Genomic DNA, 19,799 nt, shown 5'->3' with positions numbered 1-19,799 from the left:
GGGTGCAGCTCCATTTACATGCGGAACACGCCGAAGCGGCTCGGCTCGATGGGGGCGTTCAGCGCGGCGGACAAGGCCAGGGCCAGCACGTCGCGGGTCTGCAACGGGTCGATGACGCCGTCGTCCCACAGCCGTGCGCTGGAGTAGTAGGGGTGGCCCTGGGTTTCGTACTGGTCGAGGATCGGCTGCTTGATCGCGGCTTCCTCGTCGCTGCTGAAACCCTGGCCTGCGCGCTCAGCCTGCTCACGCTTGACCTGCACCAAAACGCCAGCCGCCTGCTCAGCGCCCATCACGCCGATACGTGCGTTGGGCCACATCCACAAGAAACGCGGGTCATAGGCGCGGCCGCACATGCCGTAGTTACCGGCGCCGAAGCTGCCGCCGATGATCACGGTGAATTTCGGCACCTTGGCGCACGCCACGGCCGTCACCAGCTTGGCACCGTGCTTGGCGATACCGCCGGCTTCGTATTTCTGGCCGACCATAAAGCCGGTGATGTTTTGCAGGAACAGCAGCGGAATCCCGCGCTGGCAGGCCAGCTCGATAAAGTGCGCGCCTTTCTGCGCGGCCTCGGCGAAGAGGATGCCGTTGTTGGCCAGGATCGCAATCGGGTAGCCGTGCAAGTGCGCAAAACCGCACACCAGGGTGGTGCCGAACAATGCCTTGAACTCATCGAACACCGAGCCGTCCACCAACCGTGCGATCACTTCGCGCACATCGAATGGTTGCTTGGCGTCGGCCGGGATCACGCCGTACAGCTCCTCGCTGCTATAAAGCGGCGCCAGCGGCGTGCGTTGTTGCAATTGCCCCAGCTTGCGCCAGTTGAGGTTGGCCACACTGCGGCGGGCCAGGGCCAGCGCATGTTCGTCGCTGTCGGCATAGTGGTCGGCGACCCCGGAAATCTTGCAGTGCACATCGGCACCGCCCAAGTCTTCGGCGCTGACCACTTCACCGGTCGCCGCCTTCACCAGCGGCGGGCCGGCGAGGAAGATCGTGGCTTGCTGGCGAACCATGATTGCTTCGTCCGCCATCGCCGGGACATAGGCACCACCGGCGGTGCAGGAGCCCATCACCACGGCGATCTGCGGAATGCCCTGGGCGCTCATGTTGGCCTGGTTGAAGAAGATCCGCCCGAAGTGTTCGCGGTCCGGGAACACTTCGTCCTGGCGCGGCAGGTTGGCGCCGCCGGAGTCCACCAGGTAGATGCACGGCAGGCGGTTCTGCTCGGCGATGGTCTGGGCGCGCAAGTGTTTTTTGACCGTCAGTGGATAGTACGAGCCGCCTTTCACGGTGGCGTCGTTGGCGACGATCATGCACTCGACGCCTTCCACCCGACCAATCCCGGCAATCACCCCGGCCGCCGGCACGTCTTCGCCATACACCTGATAAGCCGCCAGTTGGCTGAGTTCAAGGAACGGCGAGCCTGGGTCGAGCAAGCGATTGATCCGCTCGCGCGGCAACAATTTGCCTCGGGACGTATGACGCTCCTGGGCCTTGGCGCCGCCGCCTTGCTGCACCTGGGCGAGCAGGCTGTGCAGGGCGTCGACCTGTTGGAGCATCGCCGCGCTGTTGGCGGCGAACTCCGCCGAGCGCGGGTTGAGCTGGGTGTGCAGGGTAGCCATGGTGCGCGCTCCGTTCAGCGGGTTTCGTTAAACAGTTCGCGACCGATCAACATGCGCCGGATCTCGCTGGTGCCGGCACCGATTTCATACAGCTTGGCGTCACGCAGCAGGCGGCCCGCCGGGAATTCATTGATATAGCCATTGCCGCCGAGAATCTGGATCGCGTCGAGGGCCATCTGGGTGGCGCGTTCGGCGCTGTACAGGATCACCCCGGCGGCATCCTTGCGCGTGGTCTCGCCGCGCTCGCAGGCCTGGGCCACCGCGTACAGGTAGGCGCGGCTGGCGTTGAGTTGGGTGTACATGTCGGCGACCTTGCCCTGGATCAGCTGGAACTCGCCGATGCTCTGGCCGAACTGTTTGCGGTCGTGGATGTAGGGCACGATCAAATCCATGCACGCCTGCATGATCCCGGTCGGACCGCCGGAGAGCACCACGCGTTCGTAATCAAGGCCGCTCATCAGCACTTTCACGCCGCCATTCAACGCGCCGAGGATGTTTTCTTCCGGCACTTCGACGTCATCGAAAAACAGCTCGCAGGTGTTGGAGCCGCGCATGCCGAGCTTGTCGAACTTGTTGCTGCGGCTGAAGCCTTTCGAGTCGCGCTCGACGATAAACGCAGTGATGCCGTGGGCGCCCTTTTCGAGGTCGGTCTTGGCGTAGATCACGTAGGTGTTGGCGTCGGGGCCGTTGGTGATCCAGGTCTTGCTGCCGTTGAGCACATACACACTGCCGCGTTTATCGGCGCGCAGCTTCATGGAGACCACGTCGGAACCGGCGTTCGGCTCGCTCATCGCCAGGGCGCCAACGTGTTCGCCGCTGATCAGCTTGGGCAGGTACTTGAGTTTTTGCTCGTGGGTGCCGTTGCGATTGATCTGGTTGACGCAGAGGTTGGAGTGCGCGCCGTAGGACAACGCCACCGAAGCCGAACCCCGGCTGATCTCTTCCATGGCCACCACATGGGCCAGGTAGCCCAGGCCGGCGCCGCCGTATTCTTCCGGCACGGTGATGCCCAGCAGGCCCATGTCGCCGAACTTGCGCCACATGTCGGCGGGGAACAGGTTGTCGATGTCGATCTGCGCAGCCCGCGGCGCCAGCTCCTTGGCCACGAAGGACTGCACTTGGTCGCGCAGCATGTCGATGGTTTCACCGAGGGCGAAGTTCAGGGAGGGGTAACTCATGGACGGGCACCTTCTAGCGTTGTTTTTGTGTGGTCAATGCGCCGGGGAGGGCGATCACCTTTACGTTAACGTAAACTTGCGTTGCAGGCCTGTCAATCGTAGTTTACGTTTACGTCAACCTACAAAAAAGACAACAGGGGTCGTTATGGATCAATCGAATCAGAGCTACAGCCGTGGCTCTCAGGACAAAGCCCTGCTGGCCATGACTATCGGCCAAGCCTTCGATCACACGGTTTCGCGCTACCCCGACAGCGAAGCCCTGGTCGTGTGCCATCAACCGCATCGCTATACCTGGCGGCAACTGGCAGAGACGGTTGATTTGCACGCACGTGCGTTCCTGGCCATGGGGATGCAAACCGGCGACCGCCTGGGCATCTGGGCCCCCAACTGCGCCGAGTGGTGCATCAGCCAGATTGCCAGCGCCAAGCTCGGCGTGATTCTGGTCAACATCAACCCGGCGTATCGCAGCAGTGAACTGGAGTACGTACTCAAGCAATCCGGTTGCCAGTGGCTGGTGTGCGCGGGGTCGTTCAAGGCCTCCGATTACCACGGCATGCTGCAGGAATTGAAGCCCGACCTGCGCGGCATCATCAGCCTGGATCCCAGCCCGCCCCCGGGGTTCACGCCCTGGTCGCAATTGGCGGCGCTCGGCGCGGGCATTCCACCCGAGCAACTGCACACCCGCCAGGCCAGCCTGCACTTCGATCAACCCGTCAACATCCAGTACACCTCCGGCACCACCGGCTTCCCCAAGGGCGCCACGCTCAGTCACCACAACATCCTCAATAACGGCTACATGGTTGGCGAAAGCCTGGGCCTGACCGCGCAAGACCGCCTGGTGATCCCGGTGCCGCTATACCACTGCTTCGGCATGGTGATGGGCAACCTGGGCTGTATCACCCACGGCACCACAATGATTTACCCGAATGACGGTTTCGACCCGTTGCTGACCTTGACCGCCGTCGCCGAAGAACAGGCCACCGGGCTTTACGGCGTGCCCACCATGTTTATCGCCATGCTTGATCACCCGCGCCGTGCCGAATTCGACCTGTCACACCTGCGCACCGGGATCATGGCCGGCGCCACCTGCCCGATCGAGGTGATGCGCCGGGTCATCAGCGAGATGCACATGAGCGAGGTGCAGATTGCCTATGGCATGACTGAAACCAGCCCGGTGTCGTTGCAGACCGGGCCGGATGACGACCTTGAGCGGCGGGTGACCACCGTCGGTCGTACCCAGCCACAGCTGGAAAGCAAGATCATCGACGAGGCGGGCAACACGGTTGCGCGGGGGCAGGTGGGTGAGTTGTGCACCCGTGGCTATAGCGTGATGCTCGGTTACTGGAACAACCCCGACGGCACTCGGGAGGCCATTGATGACGCGGGGTGGATGCACACTGGCGATCTGGCGACCATGGATGAAAACGGCTACGTGTGCATTGCCGGGCGTAACAAGGACATGATTATTCGTGGCGGCGAGAATGTGTACCCGCGGGAGTTGGAGGAGTTTTTCTTCACCCACCCGGCGGTGGCGGATGTGCAGGTGATCGGGATTCCGGATGAGCGCTATGGTGAGGCGATTGTGGCGTGGGTCAAGTTTCATCCGGGGCATGTGGCCAATGAGCTGGAGCTGCAGACGTGGTGCAAGGGTCGGATTGCGCACTTCAAGACGCCTAAGCATTTCAAGTTTGTGGATGAGTTTCCGATGACGGTGACGGGGAAGATTCAGAAGTTTCGGATGCGGGAAATTATGATTGAGGAGTTGGGGGAGGGGGGGTGATTGGGTGTATATCCGTTATTTGGGTAACGGCGGCTTATGGTTCCGCGGGACTGTCAGTTTTTTTGTGTGCGGGCCGGTAACGGCCTGCCGTCAGGCAGGCCGTGCTTTTACCAGGTTGGCCTGATAAATCGATCTCCGTACAGAATCGCAAATTGATTCATCGCACTTTTCCAGTCATGGGCCGCCGAGCCCCAGTTTGCAGTGATATTTCGCAGCCCGAGCCAGATCAGTTTGGTTGCCGCATCGTCGGTCGGGAAGTGGCCGCGAGTCTTGATGATCTTTCGTAGCTGAGCGTTGATGCTCTCGATGGCGTTGGTGGTGTAGATCACTTTTCGGATTGCTGGCGGGAAGACGAAAAATGGAATGACTCGATCCCAGGCCCTTCGCCAAGCAGCCACTACCGTCGGGTATTGCTTGCCCCAGGGCCCGGTTTCAAACGCGTCCAGCGCCTGTTCAGCCGCTTCGGCGGTGACCGCCTGGTAGATCGGCTTGAGCGCCTTGGCCAGTTCGCGACGCTTATCCCACGCTGCGTAATCAAGGCTGTTACGGATCAGATGAACAATGCAGGTTTGCAGTGTCGTCGCTGGAAAGACAGCGCCAAGGGCTTCTGGCATGCCTTTGAGTCCATCTGTCACGGCGATCAGTACATCTTCAATACCGCGTGTTTTGAGGTCGTTGAACACCTTCATCCAGAACTTGGCGCCCTCGGTATTTTCGATCCAAATGCCGAGAATATCCCGTGTGCCGTCAGGCAGAACACCCAGTGCCAAGTAGATCGCCTTATTACGCACCAGTCCTTCTTCGCGGATTTTGACCCGCAGGGCATCGAAGAAAATAACCGGATACATCGGCTCCAAGGGCCTCTGTTGCCATGCGCCGATCTCAGCCATGACCTCGTCGGTCACCGAGCTGATGAAATCAGGCGAAACGTCCGTACCGTACTGCTCGGAGAGAAACGCGCGGATCTCTCTGACCGTCATGCCGCGGGCGTACATAGCGATGATCTTGTCATCGAAACCGGTGTAACGGCGTTCGTGCTTGGGGATCAGAATGGGCGAAAAACTGCCGTCCCGGTCACGCGGAATATCCAGCCGGAGCGGCCCATCGCCCGTGAGAACCGTCTTGCCGCTTTTGCCATTACGCTGGTTGGTTTCATCCTCTGGGCGCTGCGCGCCCGGCGGATAGCTCAGGTGATGGCCGAGCTCGGCATTCAAGGCTCGCTCGATCAGAGCCTTCTTGAAAGCCGCTGAGGCGTCTTCGATGGCCTCGGCGGTCATCATGCTGTCAGCGAACTGCTCGAGCAGCTCTTTCGGGATTTTTGGTAGTTCACGCAGCGGTGGTTTCTTTTTGGTTGGCATACATGCACCTCTTGCTCATGGTATGCCCGAACACAAAATTTCTGACACCCCCGCGGTAACGGCTGCCTATGGTTCCGCTCTTACAGCGGGTCACTTTTGAAAAGCCGGAATGCCGGCCCAGTCAAAAGTAACCAAAACGCTCTGCCCCGCCTGTCGGCACCTCGCCTAGGCTCGGTGTTCCCTCACTCCGGCACCGCGAAGCGGGCCGCCGCGACGGGCCATCCATGGCCCGGCGCGGCTAAACCGGCGTCCTGCCGGTTTACCCGCTCCGCAATACCTGCGTTCGGCCTCGGGCTGAATGGGGCAGTCAGATCAAGATCAACAGCAGATCAAAAGCAAGAGCACAGCGGCCTACCGGCGGGCTTGAGTGTGAGAAGCAGAGGCAAGATCCAGAGCGAAAGCAGAGCTGCTTTTCTGTGGGAGCGGGCTTGCTCGCGAAAAACCTGAGAACGCCGCGTTCATCCAGAATGCCCACGTCATCGTTAACGACCTTCGCGAGCAAGCCCGCTCCCACATTTGGACCGTGCCCGCTTTAGCTTTTGATTTTGCTGTTGCTTCACCACACTCAAGCCGGCCTGTAGGCCGCTGTGCTGTTGATCTGCTTTTGATCTTGATCTTAGGCGCCCCGTTAAACCACGCTGGCCGAACGCAGGCTTTGGAGCGTGGGTAACCCGGCAGGACGCCGGGTTAGCCGCGCTGGGCCAAGGATGGCCCATCGCGGCGGCCCACGCTCCAAAGCCGGAGTGCGGGCACACCGAGCCCAAGCGAGGTGCCGAGTGGTGGGGCAAGAGCGTTTTGCTTACTTTTGCGCTGTTCAAAAGTGAGCCGCTGTAAGAGCGGAACCATAGGAGGCCGTTACCCAAACAACGGATATACACACAAATCACCCTCCCCGAGAAAGCACAAAGGGGACCCGAAGGTCCCCTTTAATTTGTCGTTGCGTGCTCTTTTTTTATTATTGAGGGGCGGTCTGTTGTTGTTTTTGGCAACCGTGGCCCTTTACCGCTGTTTTTGTCGACCCCCATCCGGGGTCAAGAGCAAACGTATTTTTTTGAGCGCTGATCTGCTTCTTCGCACGCGATCCAACCAGTGGGTAGCTACCTGAAGGTAGTTTTGTTCTTCTCTATCCGGTTGCGGGTTTCGGCATCTGCCGTACCCTGCGAAGCACATCTTCTCCAAAAAAATCTGTTAGCTGCGTCTCTGCCGTGTTGTTTTTGTTATGTCAGAGTCGTTACGTCTTATTTTTATTAGGTTTGGTGCTTTTTATTCTTGTTATGCAATAGAGATAGCAGAAGCCGTGCCAACTTTTTAAAGTCCTTTAAAATCAATGGTTTGATTTTTAAGAGGGAAATTTCCTTCAGGAAATGCGACAAGATATGTTCCCGTGTTACCCGATGTGTAGCCGCGAGGTAACACATCGTCACAGGCGCGCTACTCAACCGGAGCTTCGAGCCTTCGCCACACGCGAACCCGTGGGGCGGCCGAGTACCGTACAAATCTGCTGACCCGCCAGAATCAGCTTGTCCATGTCGATACCCGTCTCGATGCCTAGGCCATTGAGCAGGTACAGCACATCTTCCGTGGCAACGTTACCGCTGGCACCCTTTGCATAGGGGCAGCCGCCGAGGCCCGCAATAGAGCTGTCGAACACCTGGATACCTTCCTCAAGACTGGCGTAGATATTGGCGATGGCCTGGCCATAGGTGTCATGGAAATGCCCGGCCAGCTTGTCCCGTGGCACCTGCGCACCCACCACCTCGAACATCCGCCGCGTGGCGCCTGCAGTGCCCGTGCCGATCGTATCGCCCAGGGACACCTCATAGCAGCCCATGGCAAACAGCTCGCGAGCGACTACCGCGACGTGTTCCGGTGCGACTTGACCTTCATAGGGGCAACCCAACACACACGACACATAACCCCGCACACTCACGGCATGCTGCCTGGCCGCGTCCATGATCGGCACGAAGCGCTCCAGGCTTTCGCTGATGGAGCAGTTGATATTGCGCTGGGAAAACGCCTCGGACGCCGCCGCAAACACCGCGACTTCCTTCACGCCCGCCGCCAGTGCATCTTCAAAACCCCGCAGGTTCGGCGCCAGTGCGCCATAGGTCACCCCGGCCTTGCGCTGGATCTGCGCAAACACCTCGGCCGACCCGGCCATCTGCGGCACCCACTTGGGCGACACAAAGCTGCCGACTTCGATGTAACCCAGGCCGGCGGCGCTCAGGGCGTCCACCAATTGCACCTTGTCGGCGACGCTGATGGGTTGCGCTTCATTCTGCAGGCCGTCGCGCGGACCGACTTCCACCAGGCGCACATGAGAGGGAAGGGACATGGCAGCTACCTTTTATGAATGGCCAACCTGGCCCTGAATGGTCTGTTCCAGCGCCTGGGTGCAACGCTCTTCGGCGGTGTCCAGCTCCAGCTTCATCTGTTCGATGTCCAGCAACTGTTGTTCCAGCTGCTCGCGGCGCTCGGCGATTTTCGCCAGCATGCTGTGCAGCTGTTTCTGGTTACCGCTGGTGGGGTCGTAGAGTTCGATCAGCTCCCGGCACTCGGCCAGGGAGAAGCCGATGCGCTTGCCCCGCAGGATCAACTTCAGGCTGACCTTGTCCCGGGGCGAATAAATGCGCTCCTGGCCCCGGCGTTCCGGGGACAGCAGGCCTTGTTCTTCATAGAAGCGAATGGCGCGGGTGGTGATGTCGAGCTCGCGGGCGAGGTCGGAGATGCTGTAGGTCGTGCTCATGGGGGCGCTCAAGGAGTGTCTTGAGCGTTAAGCTAATGGCTGGTTGACGTTAACGTCAAGCGCATTGCCACTGCAACGTTAACGATAACGCGGGCTGTCTGGTTCAACGCGGCGCTCTCAGGTTTTTCGCGAGCAAGCTCGCTCCTACAGTTTATCCAGCTTCTTCTCATGGGCCGTGACTTGCTGGCATAACTCGATCATTTGCTCGCGCATCCAGCGGTTGGCCGGGTCCTGGTCGGTGCTTTCGTGCCAGTACAGATGGGTTTCCACCATGGGCACATCATTTACCGGCAGGTTGAACCAGTGCAGTTCATGGCGCCGGGCAAACCGCTCCGGCACGGTCATCACCATGTCGGTCTGCTGCAACACTTGTGAGGCCATCAAGTAATGTTGGGAACGCAGAGCGATCTTGCGCTGCAGGCCCATCTTGCCCAGTGCCAGGTCAACGTGGCCCAGGCCGTTGCGTCGGCTGGAGATATGAATGTGGGTCAGCGACAGGTAGTCATCCAGGGTGAGCTTGTCCTTGCCCGCCATCGGATGCCCCTTGCGCATGGCACACACGTAGCGGTCTTCCATCAGCTTCACATGGCGTACTTGCGGGTCGGTGTTGAGCGGCGCATCCACCGCAAAGTCCAGACGACCGGCGGCCAGTTCCTTGGTGGTTTCCCGGCGTTTGGACAGAAAGCTCTCGATCACCACCGTCGGCGCCAGGCGGCGCAGGCGCTGGAACAGTGCGGGCAAGATTACCGCTTCGGTGAGGTCGGTCATGCTGATGCGATAGGTCTTGGCGGCCTGTTGCGGGTTGAAAATCCGGCTTTCCTGCACGGACACCCGCAGCAACGACAGCGCATTACGTACCGGGCCGATGATGTTCTGGGCCATGGGCGTGGGCACCATACCCTGGGCGGTACGCACGAACAGCGGGTCGTTGAAGGTCTCCCGCAGGCGGGCCAGAGCGTTCGACACCGCCGGCTGGGTAATCCCGACAATCTGCCCGGCGCGGGTCAGGTTGGCTTCGGTGTAGATCGCGTCAAAGACGATGAAGAGGTTGAGATCGACCTTGCTCAGATTCATTTCGCTGCGCTCTTATTGTTAGGTGTCCATACGCCGATCATATATCGGTGATGAATGTTAATACACGCCGAGAATAGGCTAGGTAAATTATCAACGCTGTTCTAGCATCGATTCATGACCTCAACAACCTCCATTGAGAAGGTGCTGCCCATGGATTTCGCCTATTCGCCCAAGGTTCAGGAACTGCGTGAACGCGTCACCGCGTTCATGGACGCCCACGTTTACCCGGCCGAGCCTGTATTCGAACGCCAGGTTGCCGAAGGTGATCGCTGGCAGCCCACCGCGATCATGGAGGAGTTGAAAGCCAAGGCTAAAGCCGAAGGCCTGTGGAACCTGTTCCTGCCGGAATCCGAACTGGGCGCGGGCCTGACCAACTTGGAATACGCACCCCTGGCGGAAATCATGGGCCGCTCCTTGCTGGGGCCGGAGCCGTTCAACTGCTCGGCGCCGGATACCGGCAACATGGAAGTGCTGGTGCGCTACGCCAACGAAGAACAGAAACAGCGCTGGCTGGAGCCGTTGCTGCGCGGCGAGATCCGCTCGGCATTCGCCATGACCGAGCCGGACGTGGCGTCTTCCGATGCCACCAACATGGCGGCCCGTGCGGTTCGCGACGGCGACGAGTGGGTGATCAATGGTAAGAAATGGTGGACCTCCGGCGCCTGCGACCCGCGTTGCAAGATCCTGATCTTCATGGGCCTGAGCAACCCGGATGCGCCGCGCCACCAGCAGCACTCGATGATCCTGGTACCGGTAGATGCACAGGGTGTGAAAATCGTGCGCCCGCTGCCGGTGTTCGGCTACGACGACGCGCCCCATGGCCACGCCGAAGTGCTCTTCGAAAACGTCCGTGTGCCGTACGAAAACGTCCTGCTGGGCGAAGGCCGGGGCTTTGAAATCGCGCAAGGTCGGCTTGGCCCGGGCCGTATCCACCACTGCATGCGCTCCGTCGGCATGGCCGAGCGCGCGCTGGAGTTGATGTGCAAACGCGCCGTCAGCCGTACCGCTTTCGGCAAACCGCTGGCTCGCCTGGGGGGCAATATCGACAAGATCGCCGACTCGCGGATGGAAATCGACATGGCGCGCCTGCTGACATTGAAAGCCGCCTACATGATGGACACCGTGGGCAACAAGGTCGCGAAAAGCGAAATCGCCCAGATCAAGGTGGTGGCGCCGAACGTGGCGTTGAAGGTGATCGACCGCGCCATCCAGATCCACGGTGGCGCTGGCGTCTCCAACGACTTCCCGCTGGCCTATATGTACGCCATGCAGCGCACCCTGCGCCTGGCCGACGGCCCGGACGAAGTGCACCGCGCGGCGATCGGCAAGTTCGAGATCGGCAAATACGTGCCGCGGGAGATGATGCGTAGCGGCCAGTAACCCCGGATGATCGTTCCCACGCTCTGCGTGGGAATTCCGCCCCGGACGCTCCGCGTCCTCAATACACCCAAACCTCCACCCGCCGGTTCATGATCCGTCCCTCATCCGCCGTATTCGCCGCCACCGGCATCTCCGCACCAAACCCGCGTATGTCCCTCAGCACCACGCCGCTCTTGACCAACTCCCGCCGCACCGCCATCGCCCGCAACTTCGACAACAGCGCCGCCCGTTGCGCATCACTCTTGGCATCCCCAAACCCCACCAGCGTCACCTGCTTGTCCAGCTTGCCGTGGCGCTTTATATAGGCCACCACCCGCATCAAGTCCTGGCGCGCCTTGTTGTCGAGGCTGGCGCTGCCTTCCTCAAACCGGAAATTCACCGTCAGCCGCTGCGCCTGCCGGGCAATCGCCTGGTAATCCTCGGGCATCGGCGCTCGCGGTTCTACGGTCATGGCCTGTACCTGTTGGGCGATAAAGCCGTTGGCGGCCACAATCGCCTGGCCCTTGCTGCTTTGCGCAAAGTCCACCAAGGCCTTGGCCCAGGGATTGTGCTCAATCGGCGGCAAATAGAAGAACAACCGGCGTGACAGCGGGTAATCCTCGGTGGCAATCAGGCTGTTCGACGGCAGCATGGGCTGTGAGTCGCCATCGACAATGGCGACTGCCTTGGCCTGGCGCACATAAGGCAAACCAATAAAACCGATACCCTGCGGGTCATGGCTGACGGCATCCGACAACGCCTCGCTGGACTCGAACCGCTTGGCGCTGCCATCCAATGCTTTGCCGCGACGGCTGAGCACCAGCTCCTTGAAGGTATCGTAGGTGCCGGACTGATCATCCCGCGCGTACAGGTGAATCTGGCCGCCGATGCCGCCAATTTGCTCCCAGGTCGAAACCTCGCCGCTGAAAATCTGCGCCAGTTGCTCGGTGTTCAACGTACCCAACGGGTTGCGCGGGTTGAGGATGATCGCCAGGCCATCAATGGCGATGACTTGTTCAGCATCCGGGCTCTTCAGGTCGCCGAGGGATTCCAGGTCCACCAGTTCACTGTCCTTGATCGGCCGGGAAGACGCCGCAAGATCGGCGCTGGCTTTTTTCAGTGCGCCAAACCCGGTGCTGGAGCCATGGGCGGCCACTTCCACCGTCACCCGCTGGCCCTGGCGAGTCTTGCCGATGATGTGTTGTTCGTTGGCTTGGTCAGATGGCTCGCTGTGCACCGCTTGCAACCCCTGTTGCTCCATCAGCCCCTTGACCAGTGCCGGGCCAAGCGCCGCGCCGATAGTGTTGGAACCCTGGATGCGCAAGGCCGGGCCATGTTCGGGGAAGGGCAGTGGGGTGGAAAAAGCGGCGAGGGGAGATGCGCTGAGCAGTGCCAGCAGGGATAGAACGCGCAGCATCATGCCGGCACCTTCTCAAGCCAAAGGGAGTGCCGCGAGATTAAGTCAGGCAGGTTGCATAAATGTGACGAGGGCCGGTTTCCCGACCCTGTGTGCTAAATCAGCTCAATTCCAGCCAGATCGGCGCATGATCGGAGGGTTTTTCCATGCCGCGCAGGTCGTAATCCACACCGGCATCCTTCACCCGGGGTAGCAGCCCTTGGGAGGCCATGATCACGTCGATCCGCAGCCCGCGTTTTGGCTCGTCTTCAAAACCACGGCTGCGGTAATCGAACCAACTGAAGCGGTCCGCCACGTCCGGGTTGAGGTGGCGGAAGCTGTCCACCAGGCCCCAGTTCTTCAGGCGTGCCATCCATTCGCGCTCTTCTGGCAGGAAGCTGCACTTGCCGGTCTTCAGCCAGCGCTTGGCGTTATCGGCACCGATGCCGATGTCGCAATCTTCCGGTGAGATATTCACATCGCCCATTACGACCACGGCCTGGTCATTGCTGAACTGCGACTCCAGCAAGGTTTGCAGGTCCTCGTAGAAGCGCTGCTTGGCCGGGAATTTGGTGGGGTGGTCGCGACTTTCACCCTGTGGGAAATAGCCGTTCATGATGGTAATCGGGTTGCCGTTGGCGTCGGCGAAGGTGCCCCAGATAAAGCGGCGCTGGGCGTCTTCTTCGTCACTGGCGAAGCCTTTGTGCAGCGCCAGCGGTTCCTGGCGCGAGAGCAGGGCGACACCGTAGTGGCCTTTCTGCCCGTGGTAATAAACGTGATAGCCCAGGGCCTGCACCTCGGCCAACGGGAACTGGTCGTCGTGGACCTTGGTTTCCTGCAGGCCGATCACGTCCGGCTGATGTTTCTCGATCAGTGCCGCCAGCTGATGAGGGCGGGCACGCAGCCCGTTGATATTGAAAGACACAATTTTCATGGTCGGCGGTCCAGTCTGGCAAAAGGGCGATGCTAGCCGACAAGTCGGACGGGGGCCAGCCTTGTAGCCGCTGCCGAGGCACGAGGCTGCGTTGGGCTGCGAAGCGGCCCCCGGTGGCTACACTGAACGAAACAGTGCCGCAGACGTTCGTAATAACAAGAGCGCAACCTTTTGAGTCAGCGCCCAGGGGAGATTCACTGTTATGCCTGACACCTCGACTGCCATCGCCCAGATCCACATGCTCGACAGCGGCTATTCCCGCGAAGCCCGTTCCCTGCTGTACCAGGCCTATCGCCATGAGCCGACGTTCGCCTACATCTTCGAAGCCGAGCGTCCAGGCTACGAACAGCGGGTGCGCGCCACGGTGCGTGAACTGGTCAAGCAACACTTCTTCCAGAAACTGCCGGCCATTGGCCTGTTGGTCAACGACCGACTGATCGGCATCGCCCTGATCGCGCCACCGACACGCCGCCTGGGCATCACCGAAAGCTGGGCCTGGCAGTTGCGGATGTGGCTGAGCACCGGTGTGCGCGGCACCCGGCGCTACCTGGAATACCATCAGGCGGTGCTGGCGTGCCTGCCCTCGGATTCGGTGCATGTGCTGCCGTTGCTGGGGATTCACCCGCAATTCCAGGGCAAACACTACGGTGAGCAATTACTGGAAGCGGTGCACAACTGGTGCGCCGAAGACCCGCATTCTTCGGGCGTGGTACTGGATACGGGGAATTCTCGCTATCTGGAGTTCTATAAGCGCCAGGGCTATGAAGAGATTGGCGAGGTGGCTGTAGGACCTGTTCTGGAACACGTGTTCTTTCACGCAAATCCGCAGGTGTTACAGGCTGCAACGGTTTGAGACAGAATTATTCAGACAAATCCGGGTTCTAACCCGCTCCCAAGCTCGTGTAGCATCCCGGCCTATGAAGTTTCCAGAAAGATTTACCAGCGGCTTGATTCTGCTGTTCACGAGCTGCGGCGCCTTGGCGCAAAGCGAATTGGATGTGCGCATCAAGCCTTCAAACGACGCGTTGAAAGCCAACATCGAAGGCTATATCGGCGGGGTTGGCGATCGTGACGAAGAAGCCCTGCTGCGGTTCAGCCGTGGCGCCGAGGAGCAGGCCCGCAAGGCCGCCCAGGCGTTGGGTTACTATCAACCGCAGATTGCCAGCGATGTGAAGGGCGGCAAGAACCCGCGCCTGATCCTCACCATCGATCCCGGCGAACCGGTGCATTTGCGCAATGTGACGATTCGGGTCGATGGCCAGGCCGCCGACCTCAAAGCCTTTCGCGTGCCCGCCAGCGACCAACTCAAATCCGGCGCCGTGCTCAACCACGGCAACTACGAAGACGCCAAGCGTGTCATCCAGAACCAGGCGTCACGCTTCGGCTTTTTCAGCGGGCGCTTTACCAGCCAGAAACTCTCGGTCGACCCCAAGGCGGGTGTGGCCGATATCGAACTTATTTATGACAGTGGCCCACGCTACACCTTGGGCAAGGTCAGCTTTGCCGGCGACACGCCGTTTGATGAAGACCTGCTGCAACGCATGGTGCCGTTCAAGAGCGGTGCGCCCTACGACTCCGAACTGATCGCCGAACTCAACCAGAACCTGCAATCCAGCGGCTTTTTCGAGGGCGTGCGCGTGGACGCTGCCCCGGCCGCCTCGGCCAATGACGTGATCCCGGTGGCCGTGCAACTGGAAACCCGCAAGCCCCGCACCATGGGCCTCGGCCTTGGTTACTCGACCGACGTCGGACCGCGCGGCAAGGCCAACTGGACGCGCCACTGGGTCAACCCCCAGGGCCACAGTTATGGCTGGGAAGCCGAACTGTCGGCGCCGCGGCAGAACGTCGGGCTGTGGTACGACATTCCCATGGACCCGCCACTCACCGACAAACTGCGTTTCGCCGGCGGCTACCAGAATGAAGAAATCGCCAACACCGACACCCTGAGTAAATTGCTGACCCTCGGCCCCGAGTGGCACAGCAAGTTGCCCAGCGGCTGGACGCGGGTGATCTCGCTCAAATGGCAGCGTGAAGAATATCGCCTGGGCAACGACTCGGGCCTGAGTACGCTGCTGATGCCCGGTATCAGTTATTCCTACTTGCGTAGCGACAATCGCATCGACCCGCACAACGGCTATCGCCTGCTGTTCGACGCCAAGGTCGCCAAGGAAGGCTTGGGCTCCGACACCAACCTGCTTTACGGCACGGCGACGATCAAGGGCTTGACCACCCTGTGGGATAACCATCGTTTCCTGGCCCGGGCGCAGTTTGGCGGCAGCGCCACCAACGGCTACAAATCCGTGCCGCCGTCGTTGCGCTTTTTTGCCGGTGGCGACCAGAGCGTACGGGGTTACGAGTACCAGACCCTGTCTCCGGAAAACGATCGCGGCGACCGCATCGGCGGCCGCTACATGGTGGCCCTGAGCGCCGAGTACCAATATTCCATCGCCGAAAAATGGCGGATCGCGACCTTTATCGACCAAGGCAACTCGTTCAACACCCTGGAAATGCCGAGCCTGAAAACCGGCGTGGGTGTGGGCGTGCGCTGGGTGTCGCCGGTCGGCCCGATCCGCCTCGACCTGGCCCATGCCCTCGAAGATCCGGGCGGCATTCGTTTGCACTTTTCCATGGGGCCTGAGCTGTGATGCGTGGTTTGAAAATAGCGGGGCTGGCCATTCTGGCGGTCCTCGCGGTGATACTGCTGGCGCTGTGGACGGTGCTGGGTACTCAAGTCGGCAGCCGATGGGTGCTGGGCCAGGTGCCGGGTTTGACCGTGGAGAATTTCCAGGGTCGCCTGGGCGGCCAGTGGAGTGCCGACCATCTGTTATGGCAGCAAGACAGCAGCCGCGTGGAGCTGCAGGCGCCTAAGTTCGACTGGTCGCCGGCCTGTTTGATGCGCATGACCTTGTGCATCAACCAACTGGATGTAGAGCAGGTGAGCCTGCAATTTCCGCCCAGCACCGAAGAAAGCAGCGGCCCGATTACCCTGCCGGACCTGAAACTGCCGGTCGCCATTCAGTTGGGTGACATTCGTGTCGGCAGCCTGCTGTTCAATGGCAGCGAAGAACTCCAGGGCCTGAAACTGGCGGCGCACTGGACTGCCGCCGGGATGCAGATCGACTCGGTGCACCTGCAACGGGAGGGCCTGGTACTCGACCTGTCCGGCTTGCTGCAACCCACCGGCAACTGGCCGTTGGCCGCCAGCGGCAACCTGAGCCTGCCTTACGCTCCGGGCGGTGCGCCCTGGACGCTGGCGCTCAAGGTCGATGGTGATTTGCTCAAGACCCTCAAGCTCGATGCCGACAGCAGCGGCTACCTGCCTGCCAAGCTCAGCGGCGAGTTGCAACCCCTGGTGGAAAACCTGCCGGCGCAACTGCACATCACCGCCGACGGCTTTAAACCCAGCGCCGATTTGCCCGATACCCTGCAACTCAATCAGTTGGACCTGACGGCCAAGGGCGACCTGAGTAACGGTTACCAACTGTTGGGCAAAGCCGTCCTGCCGGCGGAAAAAGGCCCGGTGGACCTGCTGCTGCAAGGCAAGGTCGACGCCAAGGGCGCGCAGATCGCCGGGCTGGACCTGAAGGCCGGCGACAAGCAAAGCCTCAGGCTCAGTGCCAATCTGGACTGGCAGCAAGGCTTCAGCGCCGACGCGAAAATCGACTGGCTGGATTTCCCGTGGCATCGCCTGTACCCGGTGATCGACGAACCCCAAGTCGCCTTGCGTACCTTCAATGGCGAAGTCTCCTACAAGGACGGTAACTACCTGGGCAACTTCAAGGCCGACCTCGACGGCCCTGCGGGCAAGTTCAGCCTGGCCAGCCCGTTCAGCGGCGACCTCAAGCAAGTGTTCCTCCCCGAGTTGAAACTCGCCGCCGGTCAGGGCAAGGCCGAAGGCCACCTGAACCTGCAGTTTGCCGATGGCATCGCCTGGGACACTGCGCTGGACCTGTCGGCCATCAACCCGGCGTACTGGGTCGCGGAACTGCCGGGTACTCTGGCCGGCCCGCTGCGCAGCAAGGGTGAAATGAAGAACGAGCAACTCAAGCTCAACGCCGACCTCGACCTCAAGGGCCGTCTGCGCGGCCAGCCCGCCGTGCTCCAGGCCAAGGCCGAAGGCGCAGGCGAGCAGTGGACCCTCGGCGCCCTCGACATCCGCCTCGGCGACAACCGCATCTACGGCAGCGGCAGCCTGCAACAACGGCTGGCCGGGCAGATCGACATCAAACTGACGCGCCTCGCCCAACTCTGGCCGCAACTGCGCGGGCAGATGAACTGCCGCATCGACGTCGCGGGCACTCTGCAGGCGCCCCAAGGCAAGCTGAACCTGGTGGGTCAACAACTGGCGTTTGAGGACAACCGCCTGCAAAACCTGACCCTGGACGCGAACCTTGATAACGCCCAGCGCGCCAAAATCGACTTGAGGGGCAGTGGTATCCAGGCCGGTGAAACCCAGCTCGGCACCTTGACCGCCAGCGCCCAGGGCGATATCAAAAGCCAGAAAGTCCAGCTCGACCTGGCCGGCCCGCTACTCAAGCTGGCCCTGGCCCTGGACGGCAATCTCGACAAAGGCAACTGGCGCGGGCGCCTGGCCAGCGGTGATGTGCAAGCCGGTGGCCAGGACTGGAAGCTGCAAGCCCCGGCGAAAATCGAGCGCCTGGCCGACGGCAGACTGACCTTTGAAGCCCATTGCTGGGTCTCCGGCCCGGCGAGCCTGTGCGGCGAAGACCAGCGCCTGATGCCCGAGCCGAAGCTGCGTTACCACCTCAAGCAGTTCCCCATCGACAGCCTGGCCCAGTGGTTGCCCAAGGATTTCGCCTGGCAGGGCAAGCTCAATGCCGACGTGCAGCTTGACCTGCCGGCCAGCGGCCCTAAAGGCGTGGTCTCGGTGGATGCCAGCGGCGGCACCCTGCGGGTCAAGGACAAGGACCAGTGGCTGGACTTTCCGTACGACACGCTGAAGCTGGAAACCACCCTCAACCCCACGCGCATCGACACCCAGCTCAACTTCCGTGGCGGCAAGCTCGGCGAGTTGCTGTTGCAGGCGCAGATCAATCCGCTGCCGAAGAACAAACCGGTCACCGGCAATTTCACCCTGACCGGCCTCGACCTCGCCGTCGCCCGGCCCTTTGTACCCATGGTCGAGAAACTCAACGGCAAGCTCAACGGTAGCGGGCGAATCGGCGGCAGCCTGCTGTCGCCCCAGGTCAATGGCAGCGTCAACCTGGTCGGCGGCGAAATCTCCGGCCCGGAACTGCCCACCAGCTTCGAAGGCCTGAATATCCAGGCATTGATTGCCGGCGAAAGCGTGCAGCTCAATGGCGGCTGGCGCAGTGGCAAGGCCGGGCAGGGCACCATCAAGGGCCAGATCGACTGGGGCCAGGCCCTGGCGGTGGACATCGCCCTGCAAGGCACGCAACTGCCGGTCACCGTGGAGCCGTACGCCGACCTGGAAGTGGCACCCGACCTGAAAATCAGCATGAAGAACGACAAGCTGGCGATCTCCGGCAAGGTGCAGATTCCCAAGGGCGAGATCACTGTGCGCGAACTGCCACCATCGACGGTCAAGGTCTCGGATGACACGGTGATCGTCGGCAGCCAGACCGAGGAGGGCAAGCCGCCGATGGCCATGGCAATGGACATCGACGTCGAAGTGGGCAAGGACAAACTGAGCTTTGCCGGGTTTGGCCTCACCGCCAACCTGCAAGGCCACGTACACATCGGCGACAACATGGACACCCGTGGCGAACTGTGGCTCAACGACGGCCGCTACCGTGCCTACGGCCAGCGGCTCACGGTGCGCCGTGCGCGGCTGCTGTTCGCCGGACCGATTGACCAGCCCTACCTCGACATCGAAGCCATCCGCCAGACGGATGACGTAACCGCCGGGATTCGCCTGAGCGGCAGCGCCGAGCAGCCCACCACGCAAATCTTCTCGGAACCGGCCATGAGCCAGGAGCAGGCGTTGTCTTACCTGGTACTGGGTCGACCGCTGAGCACCACGGGGGAAGACAACAACATGCTGGCCCAGGCAGCGCTGGGGCTGGGGTTGATGGGCAGTGCCGGAGTGACGTCGGACATTGCCAAGAACTTGGGCATCCAGGATTTTGAACTGGACACCCAGGGCAGTGGCAACAACACCGCCGTGGTCGCCAGCGGCAAGATCTCCGAGAAGCTCAGCCTTCGTTATGGCGTCGGGGTTTTCGAACCGGCCAACACCATTGCCTTGCGCTACCTGCTGAGCAAGAAGGTGTACCTGGAAGTGGCCAGCGGCGTCGCCAGCTCCCTGGATATTTTCTACAAGCGCGATTTCTGATCCGTATACATTCATGGTGGGAGCCCGGCTCCCACC

The 19,799-nt window shown here is 61.1% G+C and carries 13 protein-coding genes; 5 read left to right on the top strand and 8 right to left on the bottom strand.

Annotated elements, in window-relative coordinates; translation table 11 throughout:
- Positions 1–14: 14 nt before the first annotated feature.
- Positions 15–1,622, bottom strand: a complete 1,608-nt coding sequence (locus ACA046_RS21815; protein WP_497674950.1) for a carboxyl transferase domain-containing protein — start codon at positions 1,620–1,622, stop codon at positions 15–17.
- A 14-nt stretch (positions 1,623–1,636) separates the two neighbouring features.
- Positions 1,637–2,800 carry an isovaleryl-CoA dehydrogenase gene (locus ACA046_RS21810; RefSeq protein WP_076014201.1) on the bottom strand — a complete coding sequence of 388 codons (1,164 nt, stop codon included), beginning with the start codon at positions 2,798–2,800 and terminating at the stop codon, positions 1,637–1,639.
- Between the two features lie 145 nt (positions 2,801–2,945).
- Between ACA046_RS21810 and ACA046_RS21805 the strand changes: the two genes are divergently transcribed.
- Positions 2,946–4,580, top strand: coding sequence for an AMP-binding protein (locus ACA046_RS21805; RefSeq protein WP_497674949.1), 1,635 nt, complete (start codon positions 2,946–2,948; stop codon positions 4,578–4,580).
- 107 nt (positions 4,581–4,687) lie between these two features.
- On the opposite strand, the gene ACA046_RS21800 is transcribed toward ACA046_RS21805, so the two are convergent.
- The 4 genes from ACA046_RS21800 to ACA046_RS21785 all read right to left on the bottom strand — a co-directional run bounded on the left by ACA046_RS21800 (position 4,688) and on the right by ACA046_RS21785 (position 9,758).
- Positions 4,688–5,938, bottom strand: a complete 1,251-nt coding sequence (locus ACA046_RS21800; protein WP_497674948.1) for an IS256 family transposase — start codon at positions 5,936–5,938, stop codon at positions 4,688–4,690.
- Between the two features lie 1,435 nt (positions 5,939–7,373).
- Positions 7,374–8,273 (bottom strand): hydroxymethylglutaryl-CoA lyase, encoded by a 900-nt coding sequence (locus ACA046_RS21795; protein ID WP_497674947.1) that lies wholly within the window; start codon positions 8,271–8,273, stop codon positions 7,374–7,376.
- 12 nt (positions 8,274–8,285) lie between these two features.
- On the bottom strand, positions 8,286–8,684 hold the full coding sequence (locus ACA046_RS21790; RefSeq protein ID WP_003211806.1) for a MerR family transcriptional regulator: 399 nt from the start codon (positions 8,682–8,684) through the stop codon (positions 8,286–8,288).
- A 144-nt stretch (positions 8,685–8,828) separates the two neighbouring features.
- Positions 8,829–9,758: a LysR family transcriptional regulator gene (locus tag ACA046_RS21785; RefSeq protein WP_076014198.1), complete on the bottom strand. Its 930-nt coding sequence runs from the start codon at positions 9,756–9,758 to the stop codon at positions 8,829–8,831.
- A gap of 150 nt (positions 9,759–9,908) precedes the next feature.
- Between ACA046_RS21785 and ACA046_RS21780 the strand changes: the two genes are divergently transcribed.
- Positions 9,909–11,138, top strand: coding sequence for an acyl-CoA dehydrogenase (locus ACA046_RS21780; protein WP_497674946.1), 1,230 nt, complete (start codon positions 9,909–9,911; stop codon positions 11,136–11,138).
- A gap of 58 nt (positions 11,139–11,196) precedes the next feature.
- On the opposite strand, the gene ACA046_RS21775 is transcribed toward ACA046_RS21780, so the two are convergent.
- Positions 11,197–12,537 (bottom strand): substrate-binding domain-containing protein, encoded by a 1,341-nt coding sequence (locus ACA046_RS21775; RefSeq protein WP_497674945.1) that lies wholly within the window; start codon positions 12,535–12,537, stop codon positions 11,197–11,199.
- Positions 12,538–12,634: 97 nt separating this feature from the next.
- A complete protein-coding gene (xthA, locus tag ACA046_RS21770) occupies positions 12,635–13,447 on the bottom strand; it encodes an exodeoxyribonuclease III (protein WP_459022350.1) in 813 nt (270 codons plus the stop codon).
- Positions 13,448–13,649: 202 nt separating this feature from the next.
- Between xthA and ACA046_RS21765 the strand changes: the two genes are divergently transcribed.
- The 3 genes from ACA046_RS21765 (at position 13,650) to ACA046_RS21755 (ending at position 19,763) form a co-directional block, all read left to right on the top strand.
- Positions 13,650–14,300 carry a GNAT family N-acetyltransferase gene (locus ACA046_RS21765; RefSeq protein WP_003211798.1) on the top strand — a complete coding sequence of 217 codons (651 nt, stop codon included), beginning with the start codon at positions 13,650–13,652 and terminating at the stop codon, positions 14,298–14,300.
- A 64-nt stretch (positions 14,301–14,364) separates the two neighbouring features.
- Positions 14,365–16,092 carry an autotransporter assembly complex protein TamA gene (locus tag ACA046_RS21760; RefSeq protein ID WP_497674944.1) on the top strand — a complete coding sequence of 576 codons (1,728 nt, stop codon included), beginning with the start codon at positions 14,365–14,367 and terminating at the stop codon, positions 16,090–16,092.
- On the top strand, positions 16,092–19,763 hold the full coding sequence (locus ACA046_RS21755) for a translocation/assembly module TamB domain-containing protein (protein ID WP_497674943.1): 3,672 nt from the start codon (positions 16,092–16,094) through the stop codon (positions 19,761–19,763). Before ACA046_RS21760 ends, ACA046_RS21755 begins: the two co-directional genes overlap by 1 nt.
- Positions 19,764–19,799 lie beyond the last annotated feature (36 nt).

It is taken from the genome of Pseudomonas sp. LBUM1641, from assembly GCF_059716235.1.
The sequence above is the reverse complement of the archived record's forward strand: the minus strand, read 5'-3'. Positions and strand labels throughout refer to the sequence as shown.

Excerpts from the sequence above, each read along its gene's own strand:
- ACA046_RS21815 (WP_497674950.1), bottom strand. The coding sequence starts at position 1,622 with ATGGCTACCCTGCACACCCAGCTCAACCCGCGCTCGGCGGAGTTCGCC.
- ACA046_RS21810 (WP_076014201.1), bottom strand. The coding sequence starts at position 2,800 with ATGAGTTACCCCTCCCTGAACTTCGCCCTCGGTGAAACCATCGACATG.
- ACA046_RS21805 (WP_497674949.1), top strand. The coding sequence starts at position 2,946 with ATGGATCAATCGAATCAGAGCTACAGCCGTGGCTCTCAGGACAAAGCC.
- ACA046_RS21800 (WP_497674948.1), bottom strand. The coding sequence starts at position 5,938 with ATGCCAACCAAAAAGAAACCACCGCTGCGTGAACTACCAAAAATCCCG.
- ACA046_RS21795 (WP_497674947.1), bottom strand. The coding sequence starts at position 8,273 with ATGTCCCTTCCCTCTCATGTGCGCCTGGTGGAAGTCGGTCCGCGCGAC.
- ACA046_RS21790 (WP_003211806.1), bottom strand. The coding sequence starts at position 8,684 with ATGAGCACGACCTACAGCATCTCCGACCTCGCCCGCGAGCTCGACATC.
- ACA046_RS21785 (WP_076014198.1), bottom strand. The coding sequence starts at position 9,758 with ATGAATCTGAGCAAGGTCGATCTCAACCTCTTCATCGTCTTTGACGCG.
- ACA046_RS21780 (WP_497674946.1), top strand. The coding sequence starts at position 9,909 with ATGGATTTCGCCTATTCGCCCAAGGTTCAGGAACTGCGTGAACGCGTC.
- ACA046_RS21775 (WP_497674945.1), bottom strand. The coding sequence starts at position 12,537 with ATGATGCTGCGCGTTCTATCCCTGCTGGCACTGCTCAGCGCATCTCCC.
- xthA (WP_459022350.1), bottom strand. The coding sequence starts at position 13,447 with ATGAAAATTGTGTCTTTCAATATCAACGGGCTGCGTGCCCGCCCTCAT.
- ACA046_RS21765 (WP_003211798.1), top strand. The coding sequence starts at position 13,650 with ATGCCTGACACCTCGACTGCCATCGCCCAGATCCACATGCTCGACAGC.
- ACA046_RS21760 (WP_497674944.1), top strand. The coding sequence starts at position 14,365 with ATGAAGTTTCCAGAAAGATTTACCAGCGGCTTGATTCTGCTGTTCACG.
- ACA046_RS21755 (WP_497674943.1), top strand. The coding sequence starts at position 16,092 with ATGCGTGGTTTGAAAATAGCGGGGCTGGCCATTCTGGCGGTCCTCGCG.